Source organism: Alcanivorax sp. IL3, assembly GCF_047495465.1.
Classification (GTDB): domain Bacteria; phylum Pseudomonadota; class Gammaproteobacteria; order Pseudomonadales; family Alcanivoracaceae; genus Alcanivorax; species Alcanivorax jadensis.
This window is the reverse complement of the sequence record NZ_CP179931.1, coordinates 597,685-623,311: the sequence shown is the minus strand read 5'-3', so window position 1 is coordinate 623,311 and position 25,627 is coordinate 597,685. Positions and strand designations below refer to the sequence as shown.

At 58.6% G+C, this 25,627-nt stretch carries 21 protein-coding genes; 8 read left to right on the top strand and 13 right to left on the bottom strand.

Annotated features, from left to right (window positions below):
- Positions 1–34 precede the first annotated feature (34 nt).
- The 8 genes from ACMG4M_RS02950 to thiC form a co-directional block, all read right to left on the bottom strand.
- The gene (locus ACMG4M_RS02950; protein WP_297766048.1) at positions 35–964 is read right to left on the bottom strand and encodes an acyltransferase; all 930 of its coding nucleotides are present in this window, start codon (positions 962–964) and stop codon (positions 35–37) included.
- 172 nt (positions 965–1,136) lie between these two features.
- On the bottom strand, positions 1,137–3,377 hold the full coding sequence (parC, locus tag ACMG4M_RS02945; RefSeq protein WP_035250492.1) for a DNA topoisomerase IV subunit A: 2,241 nt from the start codon (positions 3,375–3,377) through the stop codon (positions 1,137–1,139).
- A 232-nt stretch (positions 3,378–3,609) separates the two neighbouring features.
- Positions 3,610–5,496 (bottom strand): DNA topoisomerase IV subunit B, encoded by a 1,887-nt coding sequence (parE, locus tag ACMG4M_RS02940; protein WP_272980342.1) that lies wholly within the window; start codon positions 5,494–5,496, stop codon positions 3,610–3,612.
- A gap of 82 nt (positions 5,497–5,578) precedes the next feature.
- A complete protein-coding gene (locus tag ACMG4M_RS02935) occupies positions 5,579–6,169 on the bottom strand; it encodes a YqiA/YcfP family alpha/beta fold hydrolase (protein ID WP_035250489.1) in 591 nt (196 codons plus the stop codon).
- 129 nt (positions 6,170–6,298) lie between these two features.
- Positions 6,299–7,105 carry a 3',5'-cyclic-AMP phosphodiesterase gene (cpdA, locus tag ACMG4M_RS02930; RefSeq protein ID WP_035250488.1) on the bottom strand — a complete coding sequence of 269 codons (807 nt, stop codon included), beginning with the start codon at positions 7,103–7,105 and terminating at the stop codon, positions 6,299–6,301.
- A 165-nt stretch (positions 7,106–7,270) separates the two neighbouring features.
- Positions 7,271–7,732 (bottom strand): DUF1249 domain-containing protein, encoded by a 462-nt coding sequence (locus ACMG4M_RS02925; protein ID WP_349380159.1) that lies wholly within the window; start codon positions 7,730–7,732, stop codon positions 7,271–7,273.
- Positions 7,729–8,358, bottom strand: coding sequence for an NUDIX domain-containing protein (locus ACMG4M_RS02920; RefSeq protein ID WP_349380158.1), 630 nt, complete (start codon positions 8,356–8,358; stop codon positions 7,729–7,731). The genes ACMG4M_RS02925 and ACMG4M_RS02920 overlap by 4 nt, the downstream gene beginning before the upstream one ends.
- Positions 8,351–10,234 (bottom strand): phosphomethylpyrimidine synthase ThiC, encoded by a 1,884-nt coding sequence (gene thiC, locus ACMG4M_RS02915; protein ID WP_035250482.1) that lies wholly within the window; start codon positions 10,232–10,234, stop codon positions 8,351–8,353. Before thiC ends, ACMG4M_RS02920 begins: the two co-directional genes overlap by 8 nt.
- A 162-nt stretch (positions 10,235–10,396) precedes the next feature.
- Between thiC and ACMG4M_RS02910 the strand changes: the two genes are divergently transcribed.
- Positions 10,397–11,803, top strand: coding sequence for a TolC family outer membrane protein (locus tag ACMG4M_RS02910; protein ID WP_035250480.1), 1,407 nt, complete (start codon positions 10,397–10,399; stop codon positions 11,801–11,803).
- A 173-nt stretch (positions 11,804–11,976) separates the two neighbouring features.
- On the opposite strand, the gene waaA is transcribed toward ACMG4M_RS02910, so the two are convergent.
- A complete protein-coding gene (gene waaA / locus ACMG4M_RS02905; protein WP_273009111.1) occupies positions 11,977–13,236 on the bottom strand; it encodes a lipid IV(A) 3-deoxy-D-manno-octulosonic acid transferase in 1,260 nt (419 codons plus the stop codon).
- A 136-nt stretch (positions 13,237–13,372) separates the two neighbouring features.
- Here waaA and ACMG4M_RS02900 point away from each other — a divergent pair, with 136 nt between their 5' ends.
- From ACMG4M_RS02900 to ACMG4M_RS02890, 3 genes are all read left to right on the top strand, one after another.
- On the top strand, positions 13,373–14,566 hold the full coding sequence (locus tag ACMG4M_RS02900; protein WP_414430693.1) for an FAD-dependent oxidoreductase: 1,194 nt from the start codon (positions 13,373–13,375) through the stop codon (positions 14,564–14,566).
- Between the two features lie 112 nt (positions 14,567–14,678).
- Positions 14,679–15,467: an aldo/keto reductase gene (locus tag ACMG4M_RS02895; protein ID WP_272997049.1), complete on the top strand. Its 789-nt coding sequence runs from the start codon at positions 14,679–14,681 to the stop codon at positions 15,465–15,467.
- A gap of 16 nt (positions 15,468–15,483) precedes the next feature.
- On the top strand, positions 15,484–15,807 hold the full coding sequence (locus tag ACMG4M_RS02890) for a hypothetical protein (protein ID WP_272997048.1): 324 nt from the start codon (positions 15,484–15,486) through the stop codon (positions 15,805–15,807).
- Between the two features lie 107 nt (positions 15,808–15,914).
- Here ACMG4M_RS02890 and ACMG4M_RS02885 read toward each other — a convergent pair whose 3' ends face one another.
- The gene (locus ACMG4M_RS02885) at positions 15,915–16,763 is read right to left on the bottom strand and encodes a patatin-like phospholipase family protein (protein ID WP_414430692.1); all 849 of its coding nucleotides are present in this window, start codon (positions 16,761–16,763) and stop codon (positions 15,915–15,917) included.
- Between the two features lie 309 nt (positions 16,764–17,072).
- Between ACMG4M_RS02885 and atzF the strand changes: the two genes are divergently transcribed.
- The 3 genes from atzF to ACMG4M_RS02870 all read left to right on the top strand — a co-directional run bounded on the left by atzF (position 17,073) and on the right by ACMG4M_RS02870 (position 20,700).
- Entirely contained in the window at positions 17,073–18,863 is a 1,791-nt protein-coding gene (gene atzF / locus ACMG4M_RS02880) for an allophanate hydrolase (RefSeq protein ID WP_414430691.1), read from the top strand.
- A 40-nt stretch (positions 18,864–18,903) separates the two neighbouring features.
- Entirely contained in the window at positions 18,904–19,680 is a 777-nt protein-coding gene (locus ACMG4M_RS02875; RefSeq protein ID WP_414430690.1) for a GntR family transcriptional regulator, read from the top strand.
- Between the two features lie 84 nt (positions 19,681–19,764).
- Complete coding sequence (locus ACMG4M_RS02870; protein WP_414430689.1) at positions 19,765–20,700, top strand: bile acid:sodium symporter family protein; 936 nt, start codon at positions 19,765–19,767, stop codon at positions 20,698–20,700.
- Positions 20,701–20,787: 87 nt separating this feature from the next.
- On the opposite strand, the gene ACMG4M_RS02865 is transcribed toward ACMG4M_RS02870, so the two are convergent.
- Positions 20,788–22,326, bottom strand: a complete 1,539-nt coding sequence (locus tag ACMG4M_RS02865; RefSeq protein WP_272997041.1) for a hyalin — start codon at positions 22,324–22,326, stop codon at positions 20,788–20,790.
- Between the two features lie 161 nt (positions 22,327–22,487).
- Between ACMG4M_RS02865 and ACMG4M_RS02860 the strand changes: the two genes are divergently transcribed.
- On the top strand, positions 22,488–24,227 hold the full coding sequence (locus tag ACMG4M_RS02860) for a hybrid sensor histidine kinase/response regulator (protein WP_414430688.1): 1,740 nt from the start codon (positions 22,488–22,490) through the stop codon (positions 24,225–24,227).
- On the opposite strand, the gene ACMG4M_RS02855 is transcribed toward ACMG4M_RS02860, so the two are convergent.
- Both ACMG4M_RS02855 and pdxH read right to left on the bottom strand, forming a co-directional pair.
- A complete protein-coding gene (locus ACMG4M_RS02855; protein WP_414430687.1) occupies positions 24,224–24,835 on the bottom strand; it encodes a response regulator in 612 nt (203 codons plus the stop codon). The genes ACMG4M_RS02860 and ACMG4M_RS02855 overlap by 4 nt on opposite strands.
- A 138-nt stretch (positions 24,836–24,973) precedes the next feature.
- A complete protein-coding gene (pdxH, locus tag ACMG4M_RS02850; RefSeq protein WP_035250448.1) occupies positions 24,974–25,603 on the bottom strand; it encodes a pyridoxamine 5'-phosphate oxidase in 630 nt (209 codons plus the stop codon).
- Positions 25,604–25,627: the final 24 nt, after the last annotated feature.

Here is a 25,627-nt window from a genome sequence, read left to right as displayed (position 1 = left end):
AGGCAGGGACAATGCCTTTTCCTGTTGAACCTGATTAGTCGCGGCCGGCGCGCTTTGCCGGCTGTGCGCTGCCCTGGTTTTCCTGTTCGGCCATCTGTACCAGTCGCGCGTCCTTCTGCGCCCACAGATCACTGACCCACTGCTGCATTTCCGCCCGAAAAACCGGGTCTTCCTGATAATCGCTACGCCATAGCGCCGGCTTCAGGGGGCGGGTCTGTACATCCACCACGACCCGATCCACTTGGCCACACAACAAATCCCAGAAGCCCGGCGGCGCCCCTTCCGGGTACAGGATGGTCACATCCAGTATGGCATCCAGATTGTCACCCAGAGCCGCCAGTACAAAAGCCACACCACCGGCCTTGGGCTTGAGAAGATGCCGGTAGGGAGACTGCTGGTTATCATGTTTGGCGGCAGTAAAGCGGGTACCTTCGAGAAAGTTCACCACTGTCACCGGTATGCCCTGAAATTTCTCACAGGCCTGCCGGGTGATCTCCAGATCCTTGCCTTTGAGGTGGGGGTACTTCTCCAGAAACGCTTTGCTGTAGCGCTTCATGAAAGGGTAATCCAACGCCCAGAATGCCAGCCCCAGAAACGGCACCCAGATCAGTTCTTTCTTGAGGAAGAACTTGAAGTAAGGCGTCTTGCGATTGAACGCCTGAATCAGCGCGGGGATATCCACCCAGGACTGATGGTTGCTGATCACCAGATAGGAGGTGTCACCGCGCAAATCCTCCACGCCACGTATCTCCCACTGGGTGGGTGTCATCAACGCAAAGATGGCCTTGCAGATCTCGGCCCAGGTTTCAGCGATAGCCATGACGACAGAGGAGCAGACCTGGCGGGCTCGCGAACCTGGCAGGATCACCTTGAGTAGCGCCACCAGCATCATGGGGCCAATCAGTATCAGAGTATTGAGCAGCAATAATAGTGCGGTGATAACGCCCGTGATCGTGGCAGCCATGACGATGCTCCTACTCTTTTTCCTCTCAGAGAGTGTATTAAACCCGGTTCTCGCCATCACGCAAGTCTGTGTACCCGTCCCGGTTGTCGACAGCTTGAGACTGTCGATAACCGGGACACAAAAAAACGGCACGCTGTTGAGCGTGCCGCTTTTTGTTCACCGGTAAAAAGCGCTACTCGCCTTTACGCTCCACGGCCATCTGGTCCACATTCTGGAATCCACGTGGCAACTTGGCGCCACGGCGGCCCCGCTCCCCGTAGTAGTGCTCCAGATCGCTGGCCTTGAGAGTCAAATGACGTTTGCCGGCATGGATGGTGAGCGCATCCTGCGGCCCCAGCACCTGCATGTCCTGCACAAACTCAACCCGATCCGCCACCCGCGCGCCAGGGATGGACATCATCTTGTTGCCCTTGCCCCGTGCCATTTCTGGCAATTCCTTCACCGGGAACACCAGCAGACGGCCCTCGTTGGAAACCAGCGCAATCAGATCATCGTCGGTGGAGGCAATCGGTTTCGGCGGCAGAACCTTGGCCCCCTTGGGTACCGACAGCACCGTCTTGCCCGCCTTCTTGTTGGCCAGCAGATCCCCGTAGCGCACCACGAAACCGTAACCGGCATCGGTGCTCATCAGATAGGCATCCTTGTCCTTGCCCATCACCGCTGCCATGAAGCTGGCCCCGGACGGAGGACTGACCCGACCGGACAGGGGCTCGCCCTGACCACGGGCACTGGGCAGGGTATGGGCCGGCAGGGAATAACTGCGACCGGTGCTGTCGATAAAGCACACCGGCTGATTGGACTTGCCCTGGGCCGAGGCCTTGTACTTGTCCCCAGCCTTATAGCTGAGGCCGGCCACATCGACCTCATGGCCCTTGGCAGAACGCACCCAGCCCTTCTCGGACAGCACCACGGTCACCGGATCGGCGCTGACCAGATCGGTTTCATCCAGAGCGGAAGCTGCATCACGCTCTACCAGCGGCGAACGACGGTCGTCGCCGTACTTGTCGGCGTCTTCCTGCAGTTCCTTGGCCACCAGTTTTTTCATTTTCGCCATGGAGCCCAGAGTGGTTTCCAGGTACTCACGCTCTTCGTTGAGCTCGTCCTGCTCGCCACGGATCTTCATTTCTTCAAGCTTGGCCAAATTGCGCAGCTTCAAGTCGAGAATGGCTTCTGCCTGGCGATCGGAAATCCCGAAGCGCTCCATCAGTACCGGTTTGGGTGCGTCTTCGGTGCGGATGATATGAATCACTTCATCGATATTAAGGAAGGCTACCAGCAGACCTTCCAGGATGTGCAGACGTTCCAGCACCTTGTCGAGACGGTGCTGCAGACGCCGGCGCACGGTGACCATGCGGAACTGCAGCCACTCGTTGAGAATCATATCCAGGCTTTTTACCTGCGGCCGGCCATCAATGCCGATCATGTTCAGGTTCACCCGATAATTTTTTTCCAGATCCGTGGTGGCAAACAGATGGCTCATCAACTGGGCAGTATCCACCCGGTTGGAACGCGGCGTAATCACCAGACGCGTGGGGTTTTCGTGATCCGATTCGTCGCGCAGATCACTGACCATGGGCAGCTTTTTCTTCTGCATCTGGTCGGCGATCTGTTCCAGCACCTTGGCGCCGGACACCTGGTAGGGCAAGGCAGTCACAACGATGTCACCTTCCTCGCGCTCATACACGGCACGCTGCTTGAGCGACCCCTTCCCTTCCGCATACATGCGGATGATGTCGTTCTGGGAAGTAATCACCTCCCCCTCGGTGGGGAAGTCCGGCCCCTTGATGTACTGCATCAGGTCGTCCAGTGACGCACCCGGGTCCTTGAGAAGATGAATACAGGCGTTGGCCACTTCACGCAGGTTGTGCGGCGGAATATCGGTGCTCATGCCTACCGCGATACCGGTAGTGCCGTTGAGCAACACATTGGGCAAACGCGCCGGCAGCAGCTTGGGCTCGTCCATGGTGCCGTCAAAGTTGGGCACCCATTCCACCGTGCCCTGGCCCAGCTCGGCAAGCAGCACTTCCGCATAAGGAGCCAGCTTGGATTCGGTATAACGCATGGCAGCAAACGACTTCGGGTCATCTGCACTCCCCCAGTTACCCTGACCATCCACCAGCGGATAGCGGTAACTGAATGGCTGCGCCATCAGCACCATGGCCTCGTAACAGGCAGAGTCACCATGGGGGTGATATTTACCCAGTACGTCACCTACGGTACGTGCGGATTTCTTGTACTTGGAGGTTGCCTTCAGCCCCAGCTCACTCATGGCGTAAACAATACGCCGCTGCACCGGTTTCAGACCGTCACCAATATTGGGCAAGGCCCGATCAAGAATCACGTACATGGAATAATCCAGGTACGCTTTTTCGGTGTATTCCCTTAGGGGAAGACTTTCAAATTCATCAGCCATTTGTTCAATGCCTTCTTATTTACCCAGCACCGGTAAGTGCCGATAGGCCATACATTCTTTTCGGCGCAAGGAGTTGCAAGTTTCAAGTTGAAAGTTACAACGCGAGGCCGTGTCGTTGTTCGCTGGACGGTGTGCGTTTCGCGCTGGCCATTAACGATGGTTCGCGTGCACGACCTTGCCGGCTTGTACGTTTTGTTCCGCGCCTTGCAACTTGAAGCTTTCAACTTGCCACTCAAATCTCCGCCAGATTACCTTTCTCTTCCAGCCAGATTTTGCGATCGGAGGCGCGCTTCTTGCTCAGCAACATATCCATAAGCTGGTGGGTGTCGTCGCCGCCGGTCACATCCAGGCGCACCAGTCGGCGGGTATCTCGCGCCATGGTGGTTTCACGCAATTGCAGCGGGTTCATTTCACCCAGGCCCTTGAAGCGGGTGACGTTGACCTTGCCGCGCTTCTTTTCCGCCTTGATACGGTCCAGCACGCCTGCACGCTCTTCCTTGTCCAGGGCATAGTAAACCTCCTTGCCCACGTCGATGCGGTACAGCGGTGGCATGGCCACAAACACATGGCCGTTTTTCACCAGTGCCGGGAAGTGGCGCAGGAACAGAGCACAGATCAGGGTGGCGATATGCAGGCCGTCGGAATCCGCATCGGCAAGGATGCACACCTTGCCGTAACGCAGGGCGCTCAGATCATCGCTGCCCGGTTCAATACCCAGTGCCACGGCGATATCGTGAATTTCCTGGCTGCCCAGCACTTCGGCGGAGTCCACTTCCCAGGTGTTCATGATCTTGCCGCGCAGAGGCATGATGGCCTGGTAGACCCGGTCCCTGGCCTGCTTGGCAGAACCGCCCGCCGAGTCCCCTTCCACCAGGAAGATTTCACTCTGGGAAGGATCATCGCTGGTACAGTCGGCCAATTTGCCGGGCAATGCCGGGCCACTGGTGACTTTCTTGCGGGTGACTTTCTTGGCAGCGCGCAGACGCTTCTGGGCGTTGTTGATGCACAGGTCCGCCAGCTTCTCTGCCTCGTCGGTGTGCTGATTCAACCACAGGGAGAAGGCATCCTTGACCACACCAGACACGAACGCGGCGGTCTGCCGGGAGCTGAGACGCTCCTTGGTCTGGCCGGCGAACTGCGGGTCCTGCATCTTGACGCTGAGCACATAGGCAACCCGGTCCCAGATATCTTCCGGGGTCAGTTTGACGCCACGGGGCAACAGGTTGCGGAATTCACAGAACTCGCGCATGGCTTCCAGCAAGCCAGAGCGAAGACCGTTTACATGGGTGCCGCCCTGGGGGGTGGGAATCAGGTTAACGTAGGATTCCTGCACCAGCTCGCCGCCTTCCGGCAGCCACATCACCGCCCAGTCCACCGCTTCGGTTTCCGCACTCATGGCGCCATTGAAGGGTTCACCCGGTACCCGCTCCCAGCCACGGCCGGATTCCAGCAGGTATTCGATCAGACCATCAGCGAATTGCCAGGTATCCGTTTCACCGCTGACCTGGTTGTCCAGGGAGACCAGCAATCCCGGGCACAACACCGCTTTGGCGCGCAGCAAATGCTTGAGTCGGGAAACGGAAATCTTCGGTGAATCAAAATACTTGGCGTCGGGCCAGAAACGCAGAATGGTACCGGTGTTGCGTTTGCCGACAGTGTCGACCACTTCCAGGTCACTGCGTTTTTCGCCGTCACCGAATTCCATCCGGTGCAGCTGGCCGTCCCGCTTCACCAGAATTTCCAGCTTGGTGGACAGGGCATTGACGACGGACACGCCTACGCCATGGAGACCACCGCTGAATTGGTAGTTGTTGTTGGAGAACTTGCCGCCGGAATGCAGCGTGGACAGGATCACTTCCACCCCGGGCTTCTTCTGCACCGGATGCATGTCCACCGGCATGCCGCGGCCATCATCTTCCACTTCCACGCCACCATCTTTCAGCAGGGTGACCTTGATGGATTTGGCATGACCGGCCAGGGCTTCATCCACCGAGTTGTCGATGACTTCCTGGGCCAGGTGGTTGGGGCGGGAGGTATCGGTGTACATCCCCGGACGCTTGCGCACCGGGTCGAGGCCCGACAACACTTCAATATTTTCGGACGTATACGTATTGGCCATAGAGTTTCCAGAAGCGCCAGACGCATGACGCCAGACGCTGAACGCTTGGCAGGATCAAGCGTCTGGCGTCTGGCCTCGGGCATCAGGCGTGTATTTCAATACCACAAAACCGCAGTATCAGCGGAATGAAGGCGTCAAAGTTATCAAAGCCGTGGCTGCCACCCAAGCCGCAATAGCGGTGGCAGTCCCCGTAATAGTCCCAGCCGTCTTCCCAGTCGAGGGTTTCATCGCCGGTCTGGGTGAGCAGAAGCAGGTTTTCCGGCTGGCTGATGGCCGGCACTTCATAGCGCTTCAGCTCGTCCAGCCAGGCCGGGTTGAATTCCCAGGCCTCGCCAGTGTGATAGTTATGCTGGATACCTGTGTATTTGTCCAGTAGTCGCCAGGGTCGAACGGCAGGATTTACGATTACCGCCTGCAAATCATGATGCTCAGCCAGCCAGGTGGCATAGAAGCCCCCCAGGGATGAGCCCAGCAACGCCACCGGCCCGGCCCCGGCAATCACCGCATCCAGCTCCGCCATGGCCGCCTTGGGCTCCACCGGCAGCGCGGGCACGTGCAACCGCTCAGGACAGCCAGCGCGTTCGAACACCTCTCGCAACAGGCCCGCCTTGTGGGACGCTGGGGAGCTGTTGAAGCCGTGAACGTAGATGAGAGAGGTTTCGGGAACCGACATGATGAAGAGCCAATTGATAATTGAGAATGGATAATTGATGACGAAAGAGCCTCTCAGGCCCCGGACAAGTTGTCCATTATCAATTCAGGATTCGAGGTTTTTAGTTATCAATTATCCATTTTCAATTAATCAGTAGCCCTTTACCGAGAAGTCCACCTCAAAGGTAATCCCCTCCACCCGGCTGACGGCGGTGTCAATGCGGCCGTCCGGGTACAGGTCCAGCCAGCGATAGCCGGGGTTGCTGTCGTCCACGGCGAAGTCTTCGCTTTTCGGTTTGAACTGCACGCAGGTGCTGGGCACGGCCAGCAGGCGCACGCCGTTGCGCAGGTCATCATATTCCTGGTGCACATGGCCCCAGATGATGGCGCGCACACGGGGGTGGCGGTCGATGACGGCGAAAAACTGCTCGGCACTACCCACCACCTGGGTGTCCAGCCAGGCACACTCCATCGGCACCGGATGGTGATGCAGACACACCATCAGGTGTTCACCTCGGGCGTTGGCCAGAGCGTCATCCAGAAATTTCAGGTCTTCGTCAAACAGGTCGCCAGGGACTTCACCGGGGATGGTGGAGTCGAGCATGATGATGGTCCAGTTACCAATCTCCAGCACACAGGGACTGATCCGCTCGCGATGGCAATCCAGGGCCTGGAGCATGGGGGCGGGCTTGTCGTGATTGCCTTCCAGCCAGTACACCGGCGCAGGGAAGCCGGAAAGAGCCTGCTCCAGCCGCTGATACGACTCGAAGGAAGCATCCTGAGACAGATCTCCGGTGGCCAGAATCAGGTCCGGGCTGGGCTGCTCACCACGGATCAGCTCCAACACCTTATCCAGACTGAACTGGGTATTCAGGCCCAACAGCTTGCCTTGTGTATCGGCAAACAGATGGCAGTCTGATAACTGCACCACTCGAAGGGGCTGCAACTGCTGCGTCAAGATCCCCGCTCCCGTCCTCGATTTATTATTCCCGTTTGGGAGGCACCGAATGCTCTCCCGAGCATTCCCTCAACGCTCATTGATCACTTATAACCAAGATGATGGCACTTTTCTAGGAAAGACGTCCAAGATCAGGACATGGTTAGCAATTCTTTACAGCTACCTTCAGGAATTACCGGTCACCTGCTGTCGCCAGTCGTTGCCGGCATCACGACCGTGGTCGTGGACATGACGTAGCCACTCGGCGAGGAAACGGTTCCATTGCACTTTTTCATCACGCTGGTGCATATGGCGATTGGGATAGGCATAACGGGCATTGACCCGCCGAAAGGGACGCGCCTCGGTGACTTCCGCCAGGCGCGCATCGTGATACAGACGCACGGTCAGGCGTGAGGCCGGTAGCACATCCAGCAGTTCCTGGTCTTCCAGGCGCACGGTGGTGGTGTAGGGGGAGCGCTCAAGCACCCGCAGTTGCAGGGTGTGGGAGTGATGGGTATGCCCCACTTCCACATCCATACTGTCGCGGTCGCCCATGGCCTTCATCAGCGGCAGCATCCGGGCGTAGTTTTCCTCGCACTGGCTCATCAAGGCCCGGAAATCCAGCTGGTAGCGATCGCGGCGTTTCATGCCCCGTCCCAGGCTGCATCCAGCCGGGCACGATGCAACAGCAACCACTGCAGGGCAATCAGTGACGCTGCATTATCTACCAGACCGGACTCCAGCAATTCGGGAATATCTGCCACCGGCACGGTCAGGGCACGAATATCCTCACCCTCGTCCGGGCAACCGAAGATACCGCCGGCACCAGCCAGATCCGCATGACCCACAAATACTTGTAGCCGCTCATTGGTGCCACCGGGGCTGGGCATATAGGCAGCGATGGATTCCATCTCACCCAGGGTAATGCCCGCTTCCTCCATGGCTTCACGGCGAATCAGGTCGGCGGCACTTTCCCCGTCCTTGTCGGCAATACCGGCAATCAACTCCAGGCACCAGGGCGACGGGCGCCACTCCAGCGCGCCCACACGGAATTGCTCCACCAGCAGGATTTCACCCCGGCGCGGATCATAGGGCAGCACCGCCGACGCCTGCGGACGCACGAACAGCTCCCGGCGCACCGGTTTGCCCCAGCCACCGTTGTACTGCCGGTGCCTCAGGATCAGGGTATCGACACGAAAGAAGCCCTGAAACGGTGTATCCCGTTCCAGCACTTCCACGTCATCGGGGCCGAACAGCGGCTTCAGATCACTCATTGGCTTCATGGTAAAGGGCGCTGCCCTTTTCACGGAACTCCTTGGACTTCTCTTCCATGCCCGCTTCCGCGTCCGCCTGCGCCACCTGCTCCCTGCCATCGCCGTAAATCTCACGGACTTCCTGGCTGATCTTCATGGAGCAGAACTTGGGCCCGCACATGGAGCAGAAATGCGCCACCTTGTGGGCCTGCTTGGGCAGGGTTTCATCGTGGAATTCCCGGGCACGGTCCGGGTCCAGGCCCAGATTGAACTGGTCTTCCCAGCGGAATTCGAAGCGAGCCTTGGACAGGGCATTGTCGCGCAGCTGGGCGCCCGGATGTCCCTTGGCCAGATCAGACGCATGGGCGGCGATCTTGTAGGTGATGATGCCTTCCTTCACGTCTTCCCGGTTGGGCAGACCCAGGTGCTCTTTCGGCGTCACATAGCAGAGCATGGCGGTGCCGTACCAACCGATCATGGCGGCGCCAATGGCGCTGGAAATGTGATCATAGCCCGGAGAGATATCGATGGTCAGCGGGCCCAGGGTGTAGAACGGCGCTTCGCCACAGTGCTTCAGCTGCTCGTCCATGTTGGCCTTGATCATGTGCATGGGCACGTGGCCTGGGCCTTCGATCATCACCTGCACGTCGTGCTTCCAGGCGATCTTGGTGAGTTCACCCAGGGTGCGCAGTTCGCTGAACTGGGCTTCATCGTTGGCATCGGCAATGGAGCCGGGGCGCAGGCCATCACCGAGACTGAAGGTCACATCGTAGGCCTTCATGATCTCGCAGATGTCTTCGAAATGGGTATAGAGGAAGCTCTCTTTATGGTGCGCCAAGCACCACTTGGCCATGATCGACCCACCGCGAGACACAATACCGGTGACCCGGTTGGCGGTCATCGGCACGTAGCGCAGCAGTACGCCGGCGTGGATGGTGAAGTAGCTCACCCCCTGCTCGGCCTGCTCAATCAGGGTATCGCGGAAGATTTCCCAGGTCAGGTCTTCGGCCACACCGTTGACCTTCTCCAGTGCCTGGTAGATCGGCACCGTACCGATGGGCACCGGTGAGTTGCGCAGAATCCATTCGCGGGTCTCGTGGATATTGTCGCCGGTGGACAGGTCCATCACCGTATCGCCGCCCCAGCGGGTAGCCCAGGTCATTTTGGACACTTCTTCCTCAATGGAAGAGGTCACCGCCGAGTTACCAATGTTGGCATTGATCTTGGTGAGGAAGTTACGGCCGATGATCATCGGCTCGATTTCCGGATGGTTGATATTCACCGGAATCACCGCCCGACCCCGAGCCACTTCGTCACGGACAAATTCCGGGGTGATCTCCGCCGGAATACTGGCACCAAAATCCTGCCCCGGATGCTGGTCCATCGGCAGCCCCGCTTCCCGGTGCTCACGCAACCGCTGATTCTCGCGGATGGCGATAAATTCCATTTCCGGGGTAATGATGCCCTGGCGGGCATAGTGCATCTGGCTGACGTTCTTGCCGGCTTTGGCACGACGCGGAACGCGGGTGTGCTGAAAGCGCAACCCGGCGGTTTTCAGATCCTTGGCGCGCTTTTGCCCGTATTCACTGGTCAAACCCTCCAGTTGCTCGGTATCATCCCTTTCCTGAATCCAGTTCATGCGGATTGGCGCCAGGCCCTGCCGCACATCAATGGTCACATCCGGGTCGGTATAGGGGCCAGACGTATCGTAGACGCTAACCGGTGGGTTATCCTCGAACTTTCCGTCCGCCAGCGGGGTCGGACTCTGGTGTATTTCTCGCATGGGGACACGAATGTCCGGGCGAGAGCCGGTAACATAAATTTTTTGCGAGCCGGCGATAGGCTGGCAAGATTCATCAATCGTATTAGCGGTGATGGGGCGCTGATCGTCTGGCACGTCGGCCTCCGGAAAACATGGGAAAAGACAGGGATGGCGGACACTATACGCCAGCGCCTATCGGCCAAACAACCGCCACACTGGTGTGACAGAAGCCGTATCAATTTTCTGTACCACCCAGTACTATAATGACCAAACTCACCCAGGAAAGAGTGCACCAGAATGAAGCGCAGCCCAACCAAGATCCTCGTTCTCATGCTGACCTCACTGGCCAGTTCCGTCCACGCCGCCGATCTGGTCGAGATCGCCAACGCCGCCTGGAGCTATGACGGCACCTGGCGAGCCGCCCGCATGAGCTGGGACGCGGACCAGCAACTGCTGGTGCAAGGCCGCGCGGCATTGTTCCCCACTGTTTCCGCCACTTACGGCCGGTATGACACAGAGCGTGAATTGAAGGACTTGGGCGTCACCCAAGAATTCGGCACCGAGACCACCACGGTGCAACTGACGCAACCATTGTTCCGCATGGATGCCTGGTACGGCTACAAAGAAGCCAAGTCGAGCACCGATATTGCCCAGGCCAATTTCCAACAGGCCCGACAGGATTTTGTCCTGCGCGTGGCCCAGGGCTACTTCGGTGTCCTGCGCGCCTGGGACACCCTGGTTTCCGCCAAGGCCGAAGAAAAAGCCATCGGCCGACAACTGGAACAGACCCAGGAACGTTTCGATGTGGGACTGGTGCCCGCCACCGATGTGGAAGAAGCCCAGGCCACCTATGACTTGACCCGGGTGAACCTGATTGTCGCCCAGCAACAATATGACATCGCCCGCGATCAGCTTGAATCGCTGAGCGGTCAACGCTGGGAAACCCTCTCTGAACTCAAAGACGAACTGCCCATGAAAGGCCCGCAACCGGCCGACATGAATGACTGGATCGACAAGGCCCAGTCCCAAAACCCCCAGGTTCTGGCCGCCCGGTATAATTCCGAACTGACAGAAAAAACGGCCAAACGCCAGTTGGGAGCCCAGCTTCCCCAGGTTCAATTTGTTGCCCAGTACCAGAACGCCAACTCCATCCCTGAAGACAATAGCGCCACAGGCTTTGCTACCGGGGTCAACCCGGACAGCGACACCAAACAGATCGGGGTAGAAGTCACCATGCCTCTGTTTCAGGGCGGTGGCCTCAACAGCCGTCGCAAAGAAGCCGCCCTGCGTGCAGATGCTGCGGTCTACCAATACCAGCAGGCCCTGCGCGATATCATTCAGCAGTCCCGCAGCGCCTACCGCACAGTGGAGTCCGATGCCCTGCGCGTAAGCGCCCGCAAGCAGGCCATCCGCTCCGCTCGTTCAGCCCTGGAAGCCACCCAATCCGGTTACGAGGTAGGTACCCGTAATGTGGTGGACGTGCTCAACGCCCAGCAGGCGCTGTTCGCCGCCGAACGCGACTACGCCAATGCTCGCTACGACTACATCATCAACTCCCTGACCCTGAAATCCACCACCGGTGACCTTCAGCAGGGAGACCTGGCAGGCATCAACCAGTGGCTCTCGGACACCAACACCCTGAACATCTACCAGCCGGATCTGGAAGGCCGCAGCGACGCGCTGGTGCCGGACGCGCGGTACTGAAAGAGCAATGTAGGAGCCATGCTTGCATGGCGAACCGAGCCCAAGCGAGGAAAAGGCGTTGCAGCATTCCCCGAATCTCACTTTAGGAATCGGATACGCCTTCTCGCTTTGCGGTGCTTTCACCTCATTTCGAGGGGTTCGCCATGCGAGCATGGCTCCTACAACAGCCCCATCTATAACTGTTCACTAATCAGTTCAAGCCCTTTCTCCAGCGCCCCACGATTGGCTTCCACCACCGCCGCTGCCGCCTGCCCCTGACGCTGGCGTTGTTCCGGATAACGGAACAGCGCCTGCAAGGCAATGGCCAGGGCATCCGCATTATCCACCAGAGCCAGGGCGTCGGCGTCATCCAGCAGTCCGGCGATGGCGGTAAAATTGTGCAGGTGGGGCCCGGTGACGACCGGCTTGCCCCAGCCGGCAGGCTCCAGCAAATTGTGTCCGCCCACCGGCACCAGCGAGCCACCCACAAACGCCACATCCGCGACCCCGAACAGCATAAGCAGTTCGCCCATGGTATCGGCCAGGTAAACCCGGGTGTCGGCAGCGATAGCCTCCTGCCTGCTGCGCCGGGCCAGTTCGAGCCCCTGCTGGCGAATCAATTGCGCTACGCTGTCGAACCGTTCCGGATGCCGAGGCACCAGCACCAGCAGCGCATTGGGCAGTACTTGCAGCAATGCCTGGTGGGCTTCCAGTACAGGCTCATCCTCGCCGGGGTGAGTACTGGCAGCGATCCACACCGGGCGCTCGCCAATCTCCCCACGCAAGCTCGCCGCCGCCTGCCGGACCGTATCGTCCAGGCTCATGTCGAATTTCACACTGCCGATGGCATGCACCCGTTCCGGCCAGGCACCCAGGGCGATATAACGCTCCCGTTCCACCGGCGTCTGCACCGCCAGGGCATCGAAGCGCGCCATCATCGGTCGCACCAGGCGGGGAAGCTTGCGGTAGCCCCGATAGCTTTTCTCAGACAAGCGCCCGTTCATCAGCATCAGCTTGGCACCGTGACGTTTCACCGCCGCACACAGGTTCGGCCACAGTTCGGTTTCCAGCACGATCACCGTTTTTGGATCAAAGGCACGCAGGAAGCGATTCAGCGCAGTGGGCAATTCCCAGGGACAATACACATGGGTCACCCGATCTCCGAACAGGGCTTTCACCCGCTCCGAACCGGTGGGTGTCGTCGTGGTTACCAGCAGTGGCGTATCCGGATAATCCGCCAGCAACCGCTCGATCATCGGCACCGCCGCCAGGGTTTCCCCCACCGACACCGCATGCACCCAGATACTGTTTTTCAGGGTGGCGGGGCGATATCCCCAGGCCATGCGTTCCTTCCACCGCTGACGATAGGCCGGCGCCTGCCGACCGCGCAGCCACAGGCGCAAAAACAGTAACGGAAGCAGCAAATACCAAAGAAAGGAGTAAAGGGTTTGCATAGGCGCTCTTGTCTCGATGTAAGGACTGCTTGCCTGCATCACGCTACAGGAAAACCAGGGTCATGCCTGTTGCCTGCTTGCGTGCCCGCAGCGCAGCCTATGCTAGCATAGCGGCAACTTTCTCCGATGGTGAGCCATGAATCACTCCCCTCTGAAACCCGACATTCTGATCTTCGGCGGTGGCATTGCCGGCCTGTGGCTGATCAACCGGCTCAACGCTGCCGGTTACCAGTGCCTGCTGCTGGAAACCGACACCCTGGGCGGCGACCAGACCCTGGCCAGCCAGGGCATCATTCACGGCGGCCTCAAGTATGCCCTGAGCGGCAACCTGTCCAGTGAATCGGAATCCATTGCCACCATGCCGGACCGGTGGCGCGCCGCCATGGCCGGCGACGATCCGGTGGACCTGCGCCAGCTGCAAGTGCTCAGCGATACCCAGCACATGTGGTCCAGTGGCTCGGTGGCCTCGCGCATGACCAACTTCTTCGCCAGCAAGATGCTGCGCGGGCGCATCGAAAAACTGAAGCGGGACCATTTCCCTTCCGCCCTGGCGGACAAAGCCTTCAAGGGCAATGTCTACAAGCTGGATGACCTGGTCATCAATACCGAATCACTGATCGACGCCCTGGCCGCGCCGGTGCGTGAACGCCTGCTGGCCTTCGATATGGGACGCGATACCCTGGAATGGGGAGAGAAAGGGCTGAATGCGGTGACCGTCAATGGCCAGCGTATCGAACCGGCCCTGACCATCCTGTCCGCTGGCAATGGCAACCCGGCACTGCTGGACGGCGCCCACCAGGCCCATCTGCTGCCCGAGGAACACAGCCAGTTACGCCCGCTGAAAATGTTGCTGGTGAAACACGACCTGGGCCACCGCCTTTACGCCCACTGCGTCGGCACCAGCAACAAGCCGGTGCTCACCGTGACCACCCATGACTGCCCGGATGGCAAGGTGGTCTGGTATCTGGGCGGCGAACTGGCCGAGCGCGGCGTGGAACGCAGCGATCAGGAACAACTGGCCGCCGGCCGTGCCGAAATAAAGCAGCTGTTTCCCTGGCTCGATTTCAGCCAGGCTGAGTTCGCCGTCCTCAACGTGACCCGCGCCGAACCGAAACAACAGGCGCTGGTAAAACCGGACAACGCCTACGCCCACCGCGATCACAACCTGATCGTCGCCTGGCCCACCAAACTCACCCTGGCCCCGGATCTGGGCGACAGAGTGATGGCACTGGTGGAAGAGAGCGGGCTGGAGCCGGGGGCACCGTTAACGGTACCGGCAGAGCTGGAACAGGCGCCCATGGGTGTGCCGTACTGGCACCGCTGTTTTTAATTACCCTCTGTAGGAGCGCCGCTTGAGGCGCGAAACTGCTTGCGACGGCTTTCCCAAGTACAATTCGCGCCTCAAGCGGCGCTCCTACAGCGAGAATGTTTCAGGAGTCTTAATGTCCTTCATGCGCCCGCTGGGCAACACAGGGTTAACCGTCAGCGCTCTCGGTCTGGGCACGGTGAAGATCGGCCGCGACAAGGGGGTGAAATATCCTGGCGCCTTCACCATTCCCGATGACCGGGCAGTAATAGAACTGATCGCCCAGTCCCGGGACCTGGGCCTGAACCTGATCGACACGGCACCGGCCTATGGCCGCAGCGAAGAGCGACTGGGGCAACTGCTGCAGGATCGCCAGCACTGGGTCATCGTTACCAAGGTGGGCGAGGAATTCGACAACGATAGCGGCGACAGCCACTTCGATTTCTCCCCGGAGCATGTGCGCACCTCGGTGGAACGCAGCCTCAAGCGACTCAACACCGACTACCTGGATTGCGTGCTGGTGCATTCCGATGGCAACGATCTGGATGTCCTCAACATGGGCACCCTGGATGCACTGAACGATCTGAAGAAGGCCGGCCTGATCCGCGCCACCGGCATGTCCAGCAAAACCGTTGCCGGCGGCATCGACACCCTCAACCAGGCAGACGTGGCCATGGTCACCTACAACCTGACCCATGATGAAGAGCTACCGGTGATCGAACATGCCGCCGCTCGGAACAAGGGCATCCTGATCAAGAAAGCCTTTGCCAGCGGCCACCTGCACAACCAGGGGAAGGACCCGGTGCAGGAAAGCATGAACAAGATCCTTGGCACCGCTGGCGTCGGCAGTATTATTGCCGGCACCATCAACCCGCAACATCTGCGGGAGAACGTGGAAAAAGCACGCCGCGCCAGCGGCGAATAACAAAAAAGGAAGCACTATGCGCAGGTTGCTCAGTATCGCGCTGCTATTACTGGCCTCAAGCAGCCAGGCCGACAAGGTCTATCTTCTGGAAACTCCACCCAGCGGCTGCCAGGCCGGCGATACCGTCACCATAGAAACCGGCGGCAAACTCCAGGGGCTGTTTTTCAGTGACGCCTGGATTGAAAACAACGCCAAAAAGAAACTGTTCAAGGCCGTCAAGAAAGCCGATGGCAACCGGGCAGTCCTGAAAGACCGGCGCGTGTTTCTGATGGATAATCATCATCGCGGGATTCAACGCATTGAGCTGGAAGCGTGGACCTGGCGCTGTGAAGGCAATTAAAAATTGATAATCGAAAGCCGCCGGGTTTCGAGACCGCAGCGCCGCGCGTGCACTGACCTTACCCGACTGGTGTAGGGTGGGTTAGCCCGAAGGGCGTAACCGACCAGTTAGCCCACCGCTTCTAATGGCTGCTCGCCCAGCGCCACCGACGCCGCTTGATGCCCTTGCCAATAGCCCTGTTCCAGCTTCTGCCCATTGGTGGTCAAGCGGTTCACGGGAAAACCCCGATCCGGAGCGATCACGGTTATCCGACAATCCGCCGGCGGGTTATCGATGAATTCCAGCGCGTCATTGTAGGCTTGCGAGCGTTTGAGCATACCCGCATACAACCCCGGCATATCCTTGACCCAGGGTTTCAGCAACGGCGTCAACGCACTGGGTTTCTTGCGATATCCCTGATACCGGGACAGCACCACGGTGATATCCCTGGCGCCCTGCTCATAGGCCCAACGCACCGGAATGGAATCGCCCAGACCACCATCGGTCATGGGATGCCCGTTCACCGTGGGGAATTGCCTGTAGGCAAAAGGAATGGAGCAGGACGCTGTCATGATCTCATTCAGATTATCCGGCGTCGCCTGATGGTAACGAGGCGCACCATCTTCCACCGAGGTAGTGACCACCCATAACGGCGTCTGCGACTTCCAGTGCCGACCCAGGCTGAGCGGCACATCCTGCAAGGATTGATGCCATAACCAGTGCACGTCACACAGATGACCGCCACTCATAAAGCGTTGCCAGTTGATGAACTCTGCACGGCAGGCGTGATCGGTAATGATGTGCCGACTGCGCCCATGATCACCGGCCAGGTAACCAATCAGATTGGTAGAACCGGCGGACACCCCCACCGCAAAATCGAATTCCCGGTAATCTTTTTCCAGAAAGGCATCCAGCACCCCGGCGGCAAAAATGCCGCGCATGGCGCCCCCTTCCACAACCAGAGCTCGCGAGGACATGCACGCCTCCTGTTTGATCCGACATCCTTATCCACTCTGCCAACACACGGCCAAAAGCGGAAATAGCACCTCACTTTTCCCGCCATCGTTACCGGCAATGGCAGCGACTTGCCGCCACGCAACCTTTTGCACTCTTACGGCGCAACTGCATCAGCGTGGCGCATACCAGCCTGACGGTTGCCGCCGATAACGTCAGCCATCAGAGATTTAACTTTTGTAAAAACAGCCACTTAAAATATTTTTATCGGCTTGGCACCGCCTTTGCACAAGTCCGCATACCAACTTGTGTACAACCAGGTGTGCAAACGAATGATTGGCTGGACTCTTCAACAATGGCAGGCGGCCTACCGCAGCGGTGACCTCACCCCGGTACAGGCCATGAAACAACTGGCAACGCGGCTGCACGACAGCGAGCGTGCCCTGTGGATTCACCTGCTGGACGAGTCCTCTCTGCTTGCCCAGGCCAACGCCCTGACCGACCCGGATCTGCCTTTATATGGCGTTCCCTTTGCGGTGAAGGACAACATTGATGTGGCCGGCATTGCCACCACCGCCGCCTGCCCCGCCTTTGCCTACACGCCGCAGGAAGACGCCACCGTGGTCAGACTACTGCGCGAGGCCGGCGCGATTCTGGTGGGCAAAACCAATCTGGATCAGTTCGCCACCGGCCTGGTCGGCACCCGCTCCCCTTATGGTGAGGTGCCCAACCCGTTCAACCCTGACTACCTCAGCGGCGGCTCCAGTTCCGGCTCTGCGGTGAGTGTCAGCCTGGGGCTGGTGCCCTTCTCCCTGGGTACCGACACCGCTGGCTCCGGACGCATTCCCGCCGCCTTTACCAACACCGTGGGCCTGAAACCCACCCGCGGTGCCGCCAGCACCAAAGGTGTGGTGCCAGCCTGTCGAACACTGGACTGTGTCAGCGTCTTTGCGCTGAACGTGGAAGACGCCCAGACCGTTTATCGCATCATCGGCCAGTTCGATAGCGGCGATGCCTACTGTCGCCAGGCACCGTCTCGACAAAGCACCAGACTTCCGTCCCGCCCCCGACTGGGCATCCCCAAAGACCTGCCCTGGTTCGGTGACACCCAGGCGAAAGCGCTCTGGGAGCAGCAACTGGAAAGCCTCAGCCGCATTGCCGAACTGGTTACCGTGGACACCATGGTGCTGCAGGATGCTGCCGCCCTGCTCTATCAGGGCCCCTGGGTCGCCGAACGTTTCAGCGTCACCGAAGCCCTGCTGCATAAGCAGCCGGACGCGGTGCTGCCGGTTATTCGCGACATCCTCGAACCGGCCGCACAACTCACCGCCGTTGACAGCTTCCGCGCCCAATACCGGCTCGCCGAACTCAAGCGACAGTCCGACACCCTGCTGGCCGAGGTGGATGCTCTGCTGCTACCCACGGCGCCGGGCATCTACACCCGCTACGCGGTACGCAACGATCCCATCACTCTGAACAGCCAACTGGGCACCTGGACCAACTTCGTCAATCTGCTGGACCTGTGTGCTCTGGCATTACCCGGTGGCTTTCGTGATGACGGCCTGCCCGGTGGCTTCACCCTGATCGCCCCGGCCTGGCACGACCATGCCCTGGCCGAATTCGGACAACGCTGGCAACAACACCAGCCCTGGCAGGCCGGCGCCACCGGACTGGATCTACCCGCACTGCAAACACCCACCACCATTAACGATGACAACACCATCACCGTGGCCGTAGTGGGCGCCCACCTCACCGGCATGCCACTCAACAGTCAGCTGGTCGAGCGTGACGCGGTGCTGCTGGAAGCCACTCACACCGCACCCTGCTATCGCCTCTACGCCCTGGCCAACACGGTGCCACCCAAGCCCGGCCTGATCCGCAATGAAAAGGACGGCGGCACCAGCATTCCCATTGAGCTGTGGCAAATGCCCATCGAACACTTCGGCAGCTTTGTCGGCCTGATCCCCGCCCCGCTGGGCATTGGCAGCCTGGAAACCGTGGAGGGTCGCTGGGTGAAAGGGTTTATCTGCGAGCCCTGGGCCATCGACGACGCCACCGACATTACCGAACTGGGCGGGTGGCAACACTATATCGATTCACTGAATCAGACCGCTCCCCGATAAGGATAGGCCGCTGCATAGTGAAACAGATGGAGACACTCTCATGACCCGATATTCCGGCAACAGAGATCCCAGTCTGGCAGAACAAATATACATACGACTCAAGCAAGACATCTTTGATTATCGTCTGCTGCCCGGAGACCGTTTCACCGAAAACCATATAGCCGAACAAATGGGCTCCTCACGCACCCCAGTTCGCGAAGCGTTATTTCGTTTACAGCGTGAATCGTATGTGGATGTGCTGTTCCGCAGCGGCTGGCAGGTGAAACCGTTTGATTTTCGCTATTTCGAAGAACTCTACGGTGTTCGCACCGTTCTCGAATGCGCGGCAGTAGATACCCTCTGCCAGCTCCCAAGGGGAGCTGCAGCAAACCAAACGCTGCAGCAACTGAAGCAACAATGGAGCCTATCCCCCATCGAAAGACCGACAGACGGCCCTGCTGTCAGTGTCATGGACGAGAACTTCCACGGCCAACTTGTCGCCGCCGCGGGCAACCGGGAAATGGAACGCATTCATCAGGATCTTACCGAACGACTGCGTATCATCCGGCGCCTGGATTTCACCCAGCAAGACCGCATTGCGGCCACCTATGACGAACACGCCGCCATCCTCAAGGCCGTTGAGAATGGCCAGGCTGAAGATGCCAAGCATCATCTGCAGAGCCACATCGAATCCTCCCGACATGCCGTCCGCAACATTACCCTGCACATGCTGCAGGAAGCCCATGCTAACAATCAGAACACTGCTGCAATCAGAAGCCATATTCATAGGGGAGGGGCCACTACCGCCGCAATACCACAGCCGGATAGCTCTTCCTGAATCACCGCTTTCACGGGTTGCTCCTGTGCGTCGATACCCTAGTCAGCTTACACTGGCCGCCTTGCACACTGACAGGCGACCACAATGCTCCACCGCTTGACCCAACTGTTTCCACTCTGGGCCCTGCTGTTTTCCCTGCTGGCCTACTGGCAACCTGCCCTGCTGGTCGGCGGCAAGGACGCTATTGTGCCATTGCTCATGCTGATCATGTTCGGCATGGGCCTGTCGCTCACCTGGGAGGATTTTCAGCGGGTGCTGCGCCAGCCGGGAATTATCGCCCTGGGGCTGCTGCTGCAGTACAGCCTGATGCCATTGCTCGCCTTTGCCATCGGCATCGCCCTGCAGCTGCCCCAGGAATTACTGGTGGGGCTGGTACTGGTGGGCGCCTGCCCCGGCGGCACTGCGTCCAATGTGATCGCCTATCTGGCGCGGGCGGATGTGGCCCTGTCCGTGGCCATTACCTTTGCCTCTACCCTCGTGGCGGTGGTTGCCACGCCTTTACTGACCTGGGTGTATCTAGGCGAGCGCATTCCGGTGCCCATCGATGGCATGCTGATTTCATTGCTGCAAATCGTGCTGCTGCCGGTGACCGTGGGCTGCTTTCTCAACACCCGCTTTGCCCGCCAGCTGGCACCGCTGCGGGATGTCTTTCCGCTGGTTTCCGTGGCGGCCATTGTGGTGGTGATCGGGATTATCGTGGCACTGAACCAGGGACGCATTGCCCAGGCAGGCATTGCCATCTTTATTGCGGTGGTGGCCCACAACGGTCTCGGCCTGGCCAGCGGCTACGGCATCGCACGGCTGTTGCGCCTGGATAAAAAGCGCGCCCGCACCCTCGCCATTGAAGTGGGCATGCAGAATTCCGGGCTGGGAGTGGCTCTGGCGGTGAAGCACTTCAGTGCCATGGCCGCGCTACCCGGTGCGCTATTCAGTATCTGGCACAATTTGTCCGGATCCTTCCTGGCCACAATCTGGCAACATGATACTTCTGGTTCAAACATTTGTAGCGACAACGAATAGCATCATTAGCAAAATCACTTGGGAGCAAGGCCCTGCCCATAAAAAAAGCGGACCAGAGGCCCGCTTTGATATTGCTCACAACCTGAATCAGTCGATCACGCTGCTACCCGCTCCAGCGCTGATATCCTTCAGGATAACCGTTCCCGTGGCCGAACCATCGGACACCCAAGGCTCCAAGCCTGAACTGCCATCATTCGCAATGAACAGGTACTTACTGCCCAGCTCACCATTCACGGTGGGAGGCACCTGATACATAAACGCCAGCGGGAAAGGCTCCGAACCTGCACCCGCCGCAGTATCATTGATATCCTTGACCAGCTCCGTCCCCTGCGAGGTGCCATCGGTCTTCCACAGTTCGGTACCGAAATCACTGCCACCGGCGCCCTCGGTATCCGCCGCAAAGAACACCGTACCGTTAGCCTCGACCATGTACTCCACATCAGAGAAGGAATAATCTCCCGTGCTACGCAATGCCGCGCCAACCCCTGCAGAGCCTCCCGTGTTGTCCACGCGCAACAGATACGGGGCTACCCCGGCTTGCTCCACGTACATGAACAGACCCAGTGACGTACCTACCAGGCTATCATTATAAGGACGGTTGCCTTCGCTGCCGGTCAATTTAACGACGGAACTGCCATCATATTCGAAGATATGCAGGTCCGGGACACTGGCGCCCGCATCCGCAACGAAATACACCTTGCCGTTGCTGGTCACCACATTCTGGGTGATATCCAGCCGCACGTTGAAGCCGTTATTAACAAAGACAATTTCCTCGATATTGCCATTCTGATCCAGCTCGTAAAGGCGGGTTTCAGCATCAGTGGCGTTGAAACGCCCGGTAAACAGCAGCTTGCCGTTATATCCCAGCCAATCATCATCGCCAATCAGTTCCGGGTATTTCGCCAGAGAGCCGCCGGTGATGGCGTCGTTATTGGTGGCGATCTTCGCGGTTCCTGCCGCCGTACCATCGGTGAAGTAGACATCGCCGGCAGGCTGATCAAAGAAGAACAGGCCGCCATCCACCGGGGTCAGGGACTCAGGCGCCGTATTGCTGGTCGGGTTGCCGTTAATATTTGACGACAACACTACTGAGTCATTAGTAACGGGGTCGAAAACCACCAGCTCGCGGCCAAACTGATCCACCACAGCATTCATAAACAATTTTCCAGCCGCCGGCACCATATTGTGCGGCTGACCGTTGCCATTGGGATAGATGTCCGCCACACGCTCGGTGCCCGCGCCGGTGCCGTCGGTGGCCCACAGCTCCACATCGCCGTTGCTGTCCTTGCCTGCAAAGTAGAACGTGCCGTCCAGCTCCGCCATGTAACCACCGCCGAAACGACCCACTTCAAAACCGTTGTTATTGTCATCAACAATCTTGCTGGTGCCGGCAGGGGTACCGTCCGTTTTGTAAAGGTATTCCGTGGGAAGCGCCGCCCTTGCCGTGGCACGGAGCACCGCAATGGCGCCGGCGCTTTCAGCCGCAGGAAATACCACAAAGCCATTGCCCCCTTCTGCCACGGTGGTGCCACCGCCGCCAGAGCTGGAAGAACCGCCACCACAGGCGGTCATCATGGTGGCCACGCCGATGGCGGCAGCCAGTTGAGTGAGTTGCTTGTTGATCATTACGTTTACCCCGATTAGTGACTCATCCCAGAGAGAGGCTCATTAGAGCATCGGGGGGAACGCCGCTTCTTCACCCTGATGGGTGAATTTCACCGGGGGACACTTACACGCCGTCATAATCGGGCTAGACTGGTAGTCGTCATTTTACAAACCTGCCAGCCATGCCAGAAACCCTTCGTCGTGCGGTGACGGAAAACCGCGAACGCATCCTTCAGGAGCGCCACAACCTGTTCATGGAAGAGGTGGGGTCACGCATGGTGCTGTCGTTTTTTATTGCGGCGGCACTGCCATTATTTTTTCTGGAGCTGCGTACCGAGCCGCCCTTTATCGGCTGGTATACCGTGCTCATTTGTGTCGCAGCACAATCTCTTTTCCTGATCCGGTTTTACAACGCCCATCGGGAACACGAAGCGCCTAAAACCCGAAAATGGCATCGACTAAACCTCTACCTGGCCATGATCTGGGCGATACTCTGGTCAAGTTTCCCTTATCTCTTCCTGCAAGGGGCCACGCCGGTAACCCTGCTGACCTGTCTGGTTATCCTGTCGGTGGCCACCTCGATTCCGTCCGTGTCCATGGGGGTGTATCCGGATATTTTTATCGGCTTCATTACTCCGGTCTATCTGGCCTGGCTGGCCTTTATTCTGGTTTACGTACCGGAGGCGCCCGGGATCATCAAAATGATCCCGCTAATCAATCTGATTTTCATGGTGCTGTTCAGCCTTTACATCCACCGCTCACAAATCAGCACCATTGCCCTGCGCATTGAAGCCGAACAGGCCAGTGAACGCGCCAGCAAGGCCAGCGAAAGCAAGACCCGCTTTCTCGCCGCGGCCAGCCACGATCTGAGGCAACCGCTGCAGGCGGCCACCTTGTATGCCGCCATGCTGAAAAACAATGCCGCCCCACAACCCGAGATCGTCGCCAAACTGGATACCGCCATTGCCTCCTGCAATGAACTGCTGGGGCACTTGCTCATGCTGTCACGCTTGCAGTCACAGCGACTGAAACCGCGTAAGCGTATTATCAATCTGCTCAATACCCTGCAGCCGATCCTTGATGAGGTACGCCCCCAGGCAAGCGCCAAGCAATTGACGGTGATCATCGAAAACCTGGCCGGCCAGCATATTTTCACCGATGGCATCATGTTCGCCCGCATTGTTCGCAACCTGGTCAGTAATGCCCTCAAGTACACCGAACAGGGCCATATCCGTATCGTCGCCCGGCAGCAAGACAAACAATTGTTGCTGGACATCGAGGATACCGGCATCGGCATTGACGACATTTACCAGTCTGACGTGTTTGAGGAATTCATGCAGATAGACAATGACCAACGTTCGATCCAGAACGGACTGGGGTTGGGCTTGGCCATTGTCAGCCGGCTGGGTGCCCTGTGCGAGATCCCGGTGCAAATGCGGTCTCGGAAGGGGGAAGGCACCACCTTCACCTTGACGTTACCGGCGGCGGCCACCTGCCTGCCGCCGCCCGCTGACAACGTGGTCAATGCGCTGCCGCTGTTTGAAACACTGACAGTGCTGTTGATAGATGATGACAAACGCGTCACGGAAGCCCTGAGCGGGTTGCTGGGCAGCCTGGGCGCAACGGTATCTGCTCACCATGCACTGGAACCGGCCATGCAGGCACTGAAAGAGCGCGGTTCACCGCCGTCAGTGGTGATCACCGATGATCAGATTGGGCCGCATACCAATGCTGGCTCGGTGATCGAAGCTGTCACCGCCTTATTTCGTCAGCCCGTGCCAACACTCATCATTACCGGCAACACCAATCCGGATTTTATCCAGACTCTGCCTGATGACATCGATGTGCTGTTCAAGCCGGTTGCCGCTGATACCCTGACCGCAAAACTGGAGGAAATGCTCGCGCCCAGCAGCGTAGCCTAAAGCAGCCCCATCTGACGGGCTTTTTCGATACAGGCAGTGCGGTTGGGCACATCCAGTTTTTCGTAGAGCAGGCGCAGGTGGGTCTTGATGGTGTTCACGCTGACAAACAGCTGGCGGGCGATTTCCTTGTTGCCATGGCCATCTTGAAGCATGGCCAGAATGGCAAGTTGCTGACGAGTGAGGGTGAGCGCTTCTTCCGGGGCAGTGCCGGCCATCAGCCGGAAGGATTCAGAAAAATAGCTACGGCCAGTCATGACTTCACGAATGGCAAACAGGATCTGTTCTACCGATTCACTTTTGTCCACGAAGCCATTGACCTTCAACTGCACGGCCCGGCGCACAGTGGTTTCTGTGGCAGAGCCAGAACACACCAGCACTTTAGCCTCGCCCATCAGGCGGCCAATCAAGCTCCACAGGGTAAGCCCATCCAGATCAGGCATGGACTGATCAAGAATCACGAGATCATACGCCGGTAATAATTGGCGATTATCCAGCAACCACTTTGGCTGTTCGCAAGTGGTAATACTCGCCTCTGCATAGGCATGCTTGAGCGTGATTCTTAACGCATCAGCAAACAGCTGATGATCGTCCACAATCAAAATCTTCAACGGTACTGCCTTATCCCGATCCTGGTTATAAGCTTATTAGACAGTGAAGATTATTTCCACGGCAAGTCCTTGCATTCAACGAGCACAACCGCGCCGCGACGGCACAACGATAGATCGACAAGGCCTTTCGAGCGCATTTTACGGCGCAAGCCGCTCCCTCACCCAACTCCCGTCCGCCTGTTTGCGGTAACGGAAACGGTCATGCAGTCGGCTTGGCCGACCGTGCCAGAACTGGATTTCCGTGGGCGTGATGCGATAGCCACCCCAGTTGGCAGGTCGGGGCACTGGCGCTTCCGGGTGCTGCTGTTGCAAGGCTTCCACTTCCGCTTCCAGCCATTCCCGGCTGGTCGGCTGGCTTTGCGGGGAAATGGCCGCGCTGATCTGGCTGGCGTAGGGTCGCGACGCAAAGTAGCTTTCCGATTCCTCTTCATCCACCTTGCTGGCTTCACCGATCACAATCATCTGCCGGTCAAAGGGCTGCCAGAACATGGTGAACGATACCTTGGCATTGGCCGCAATCTCTTCACCCTTGCGGCTGTCGTAATGGGTAAAAAAGGTAAAGCCGCCGCCTTCGATCCCTTTCAGTAATACCACCCGGGTAGAGGGTTGGCCGTCAGCACTGACCGTGGCCAGGGTCATGGCGTTGGGCAGCGGGAACCCGGCTTCAATGGCTTCATCCACCCAGCGCCGGGCCTGCTCTACGGGATTGTCGTGGAGGTGTCCTTCGCTAAGGCCCTCGGCATGATATTCTTCGCGTACGTCTTTCATGGTCTCCCCGGCGTTTAGACTGAG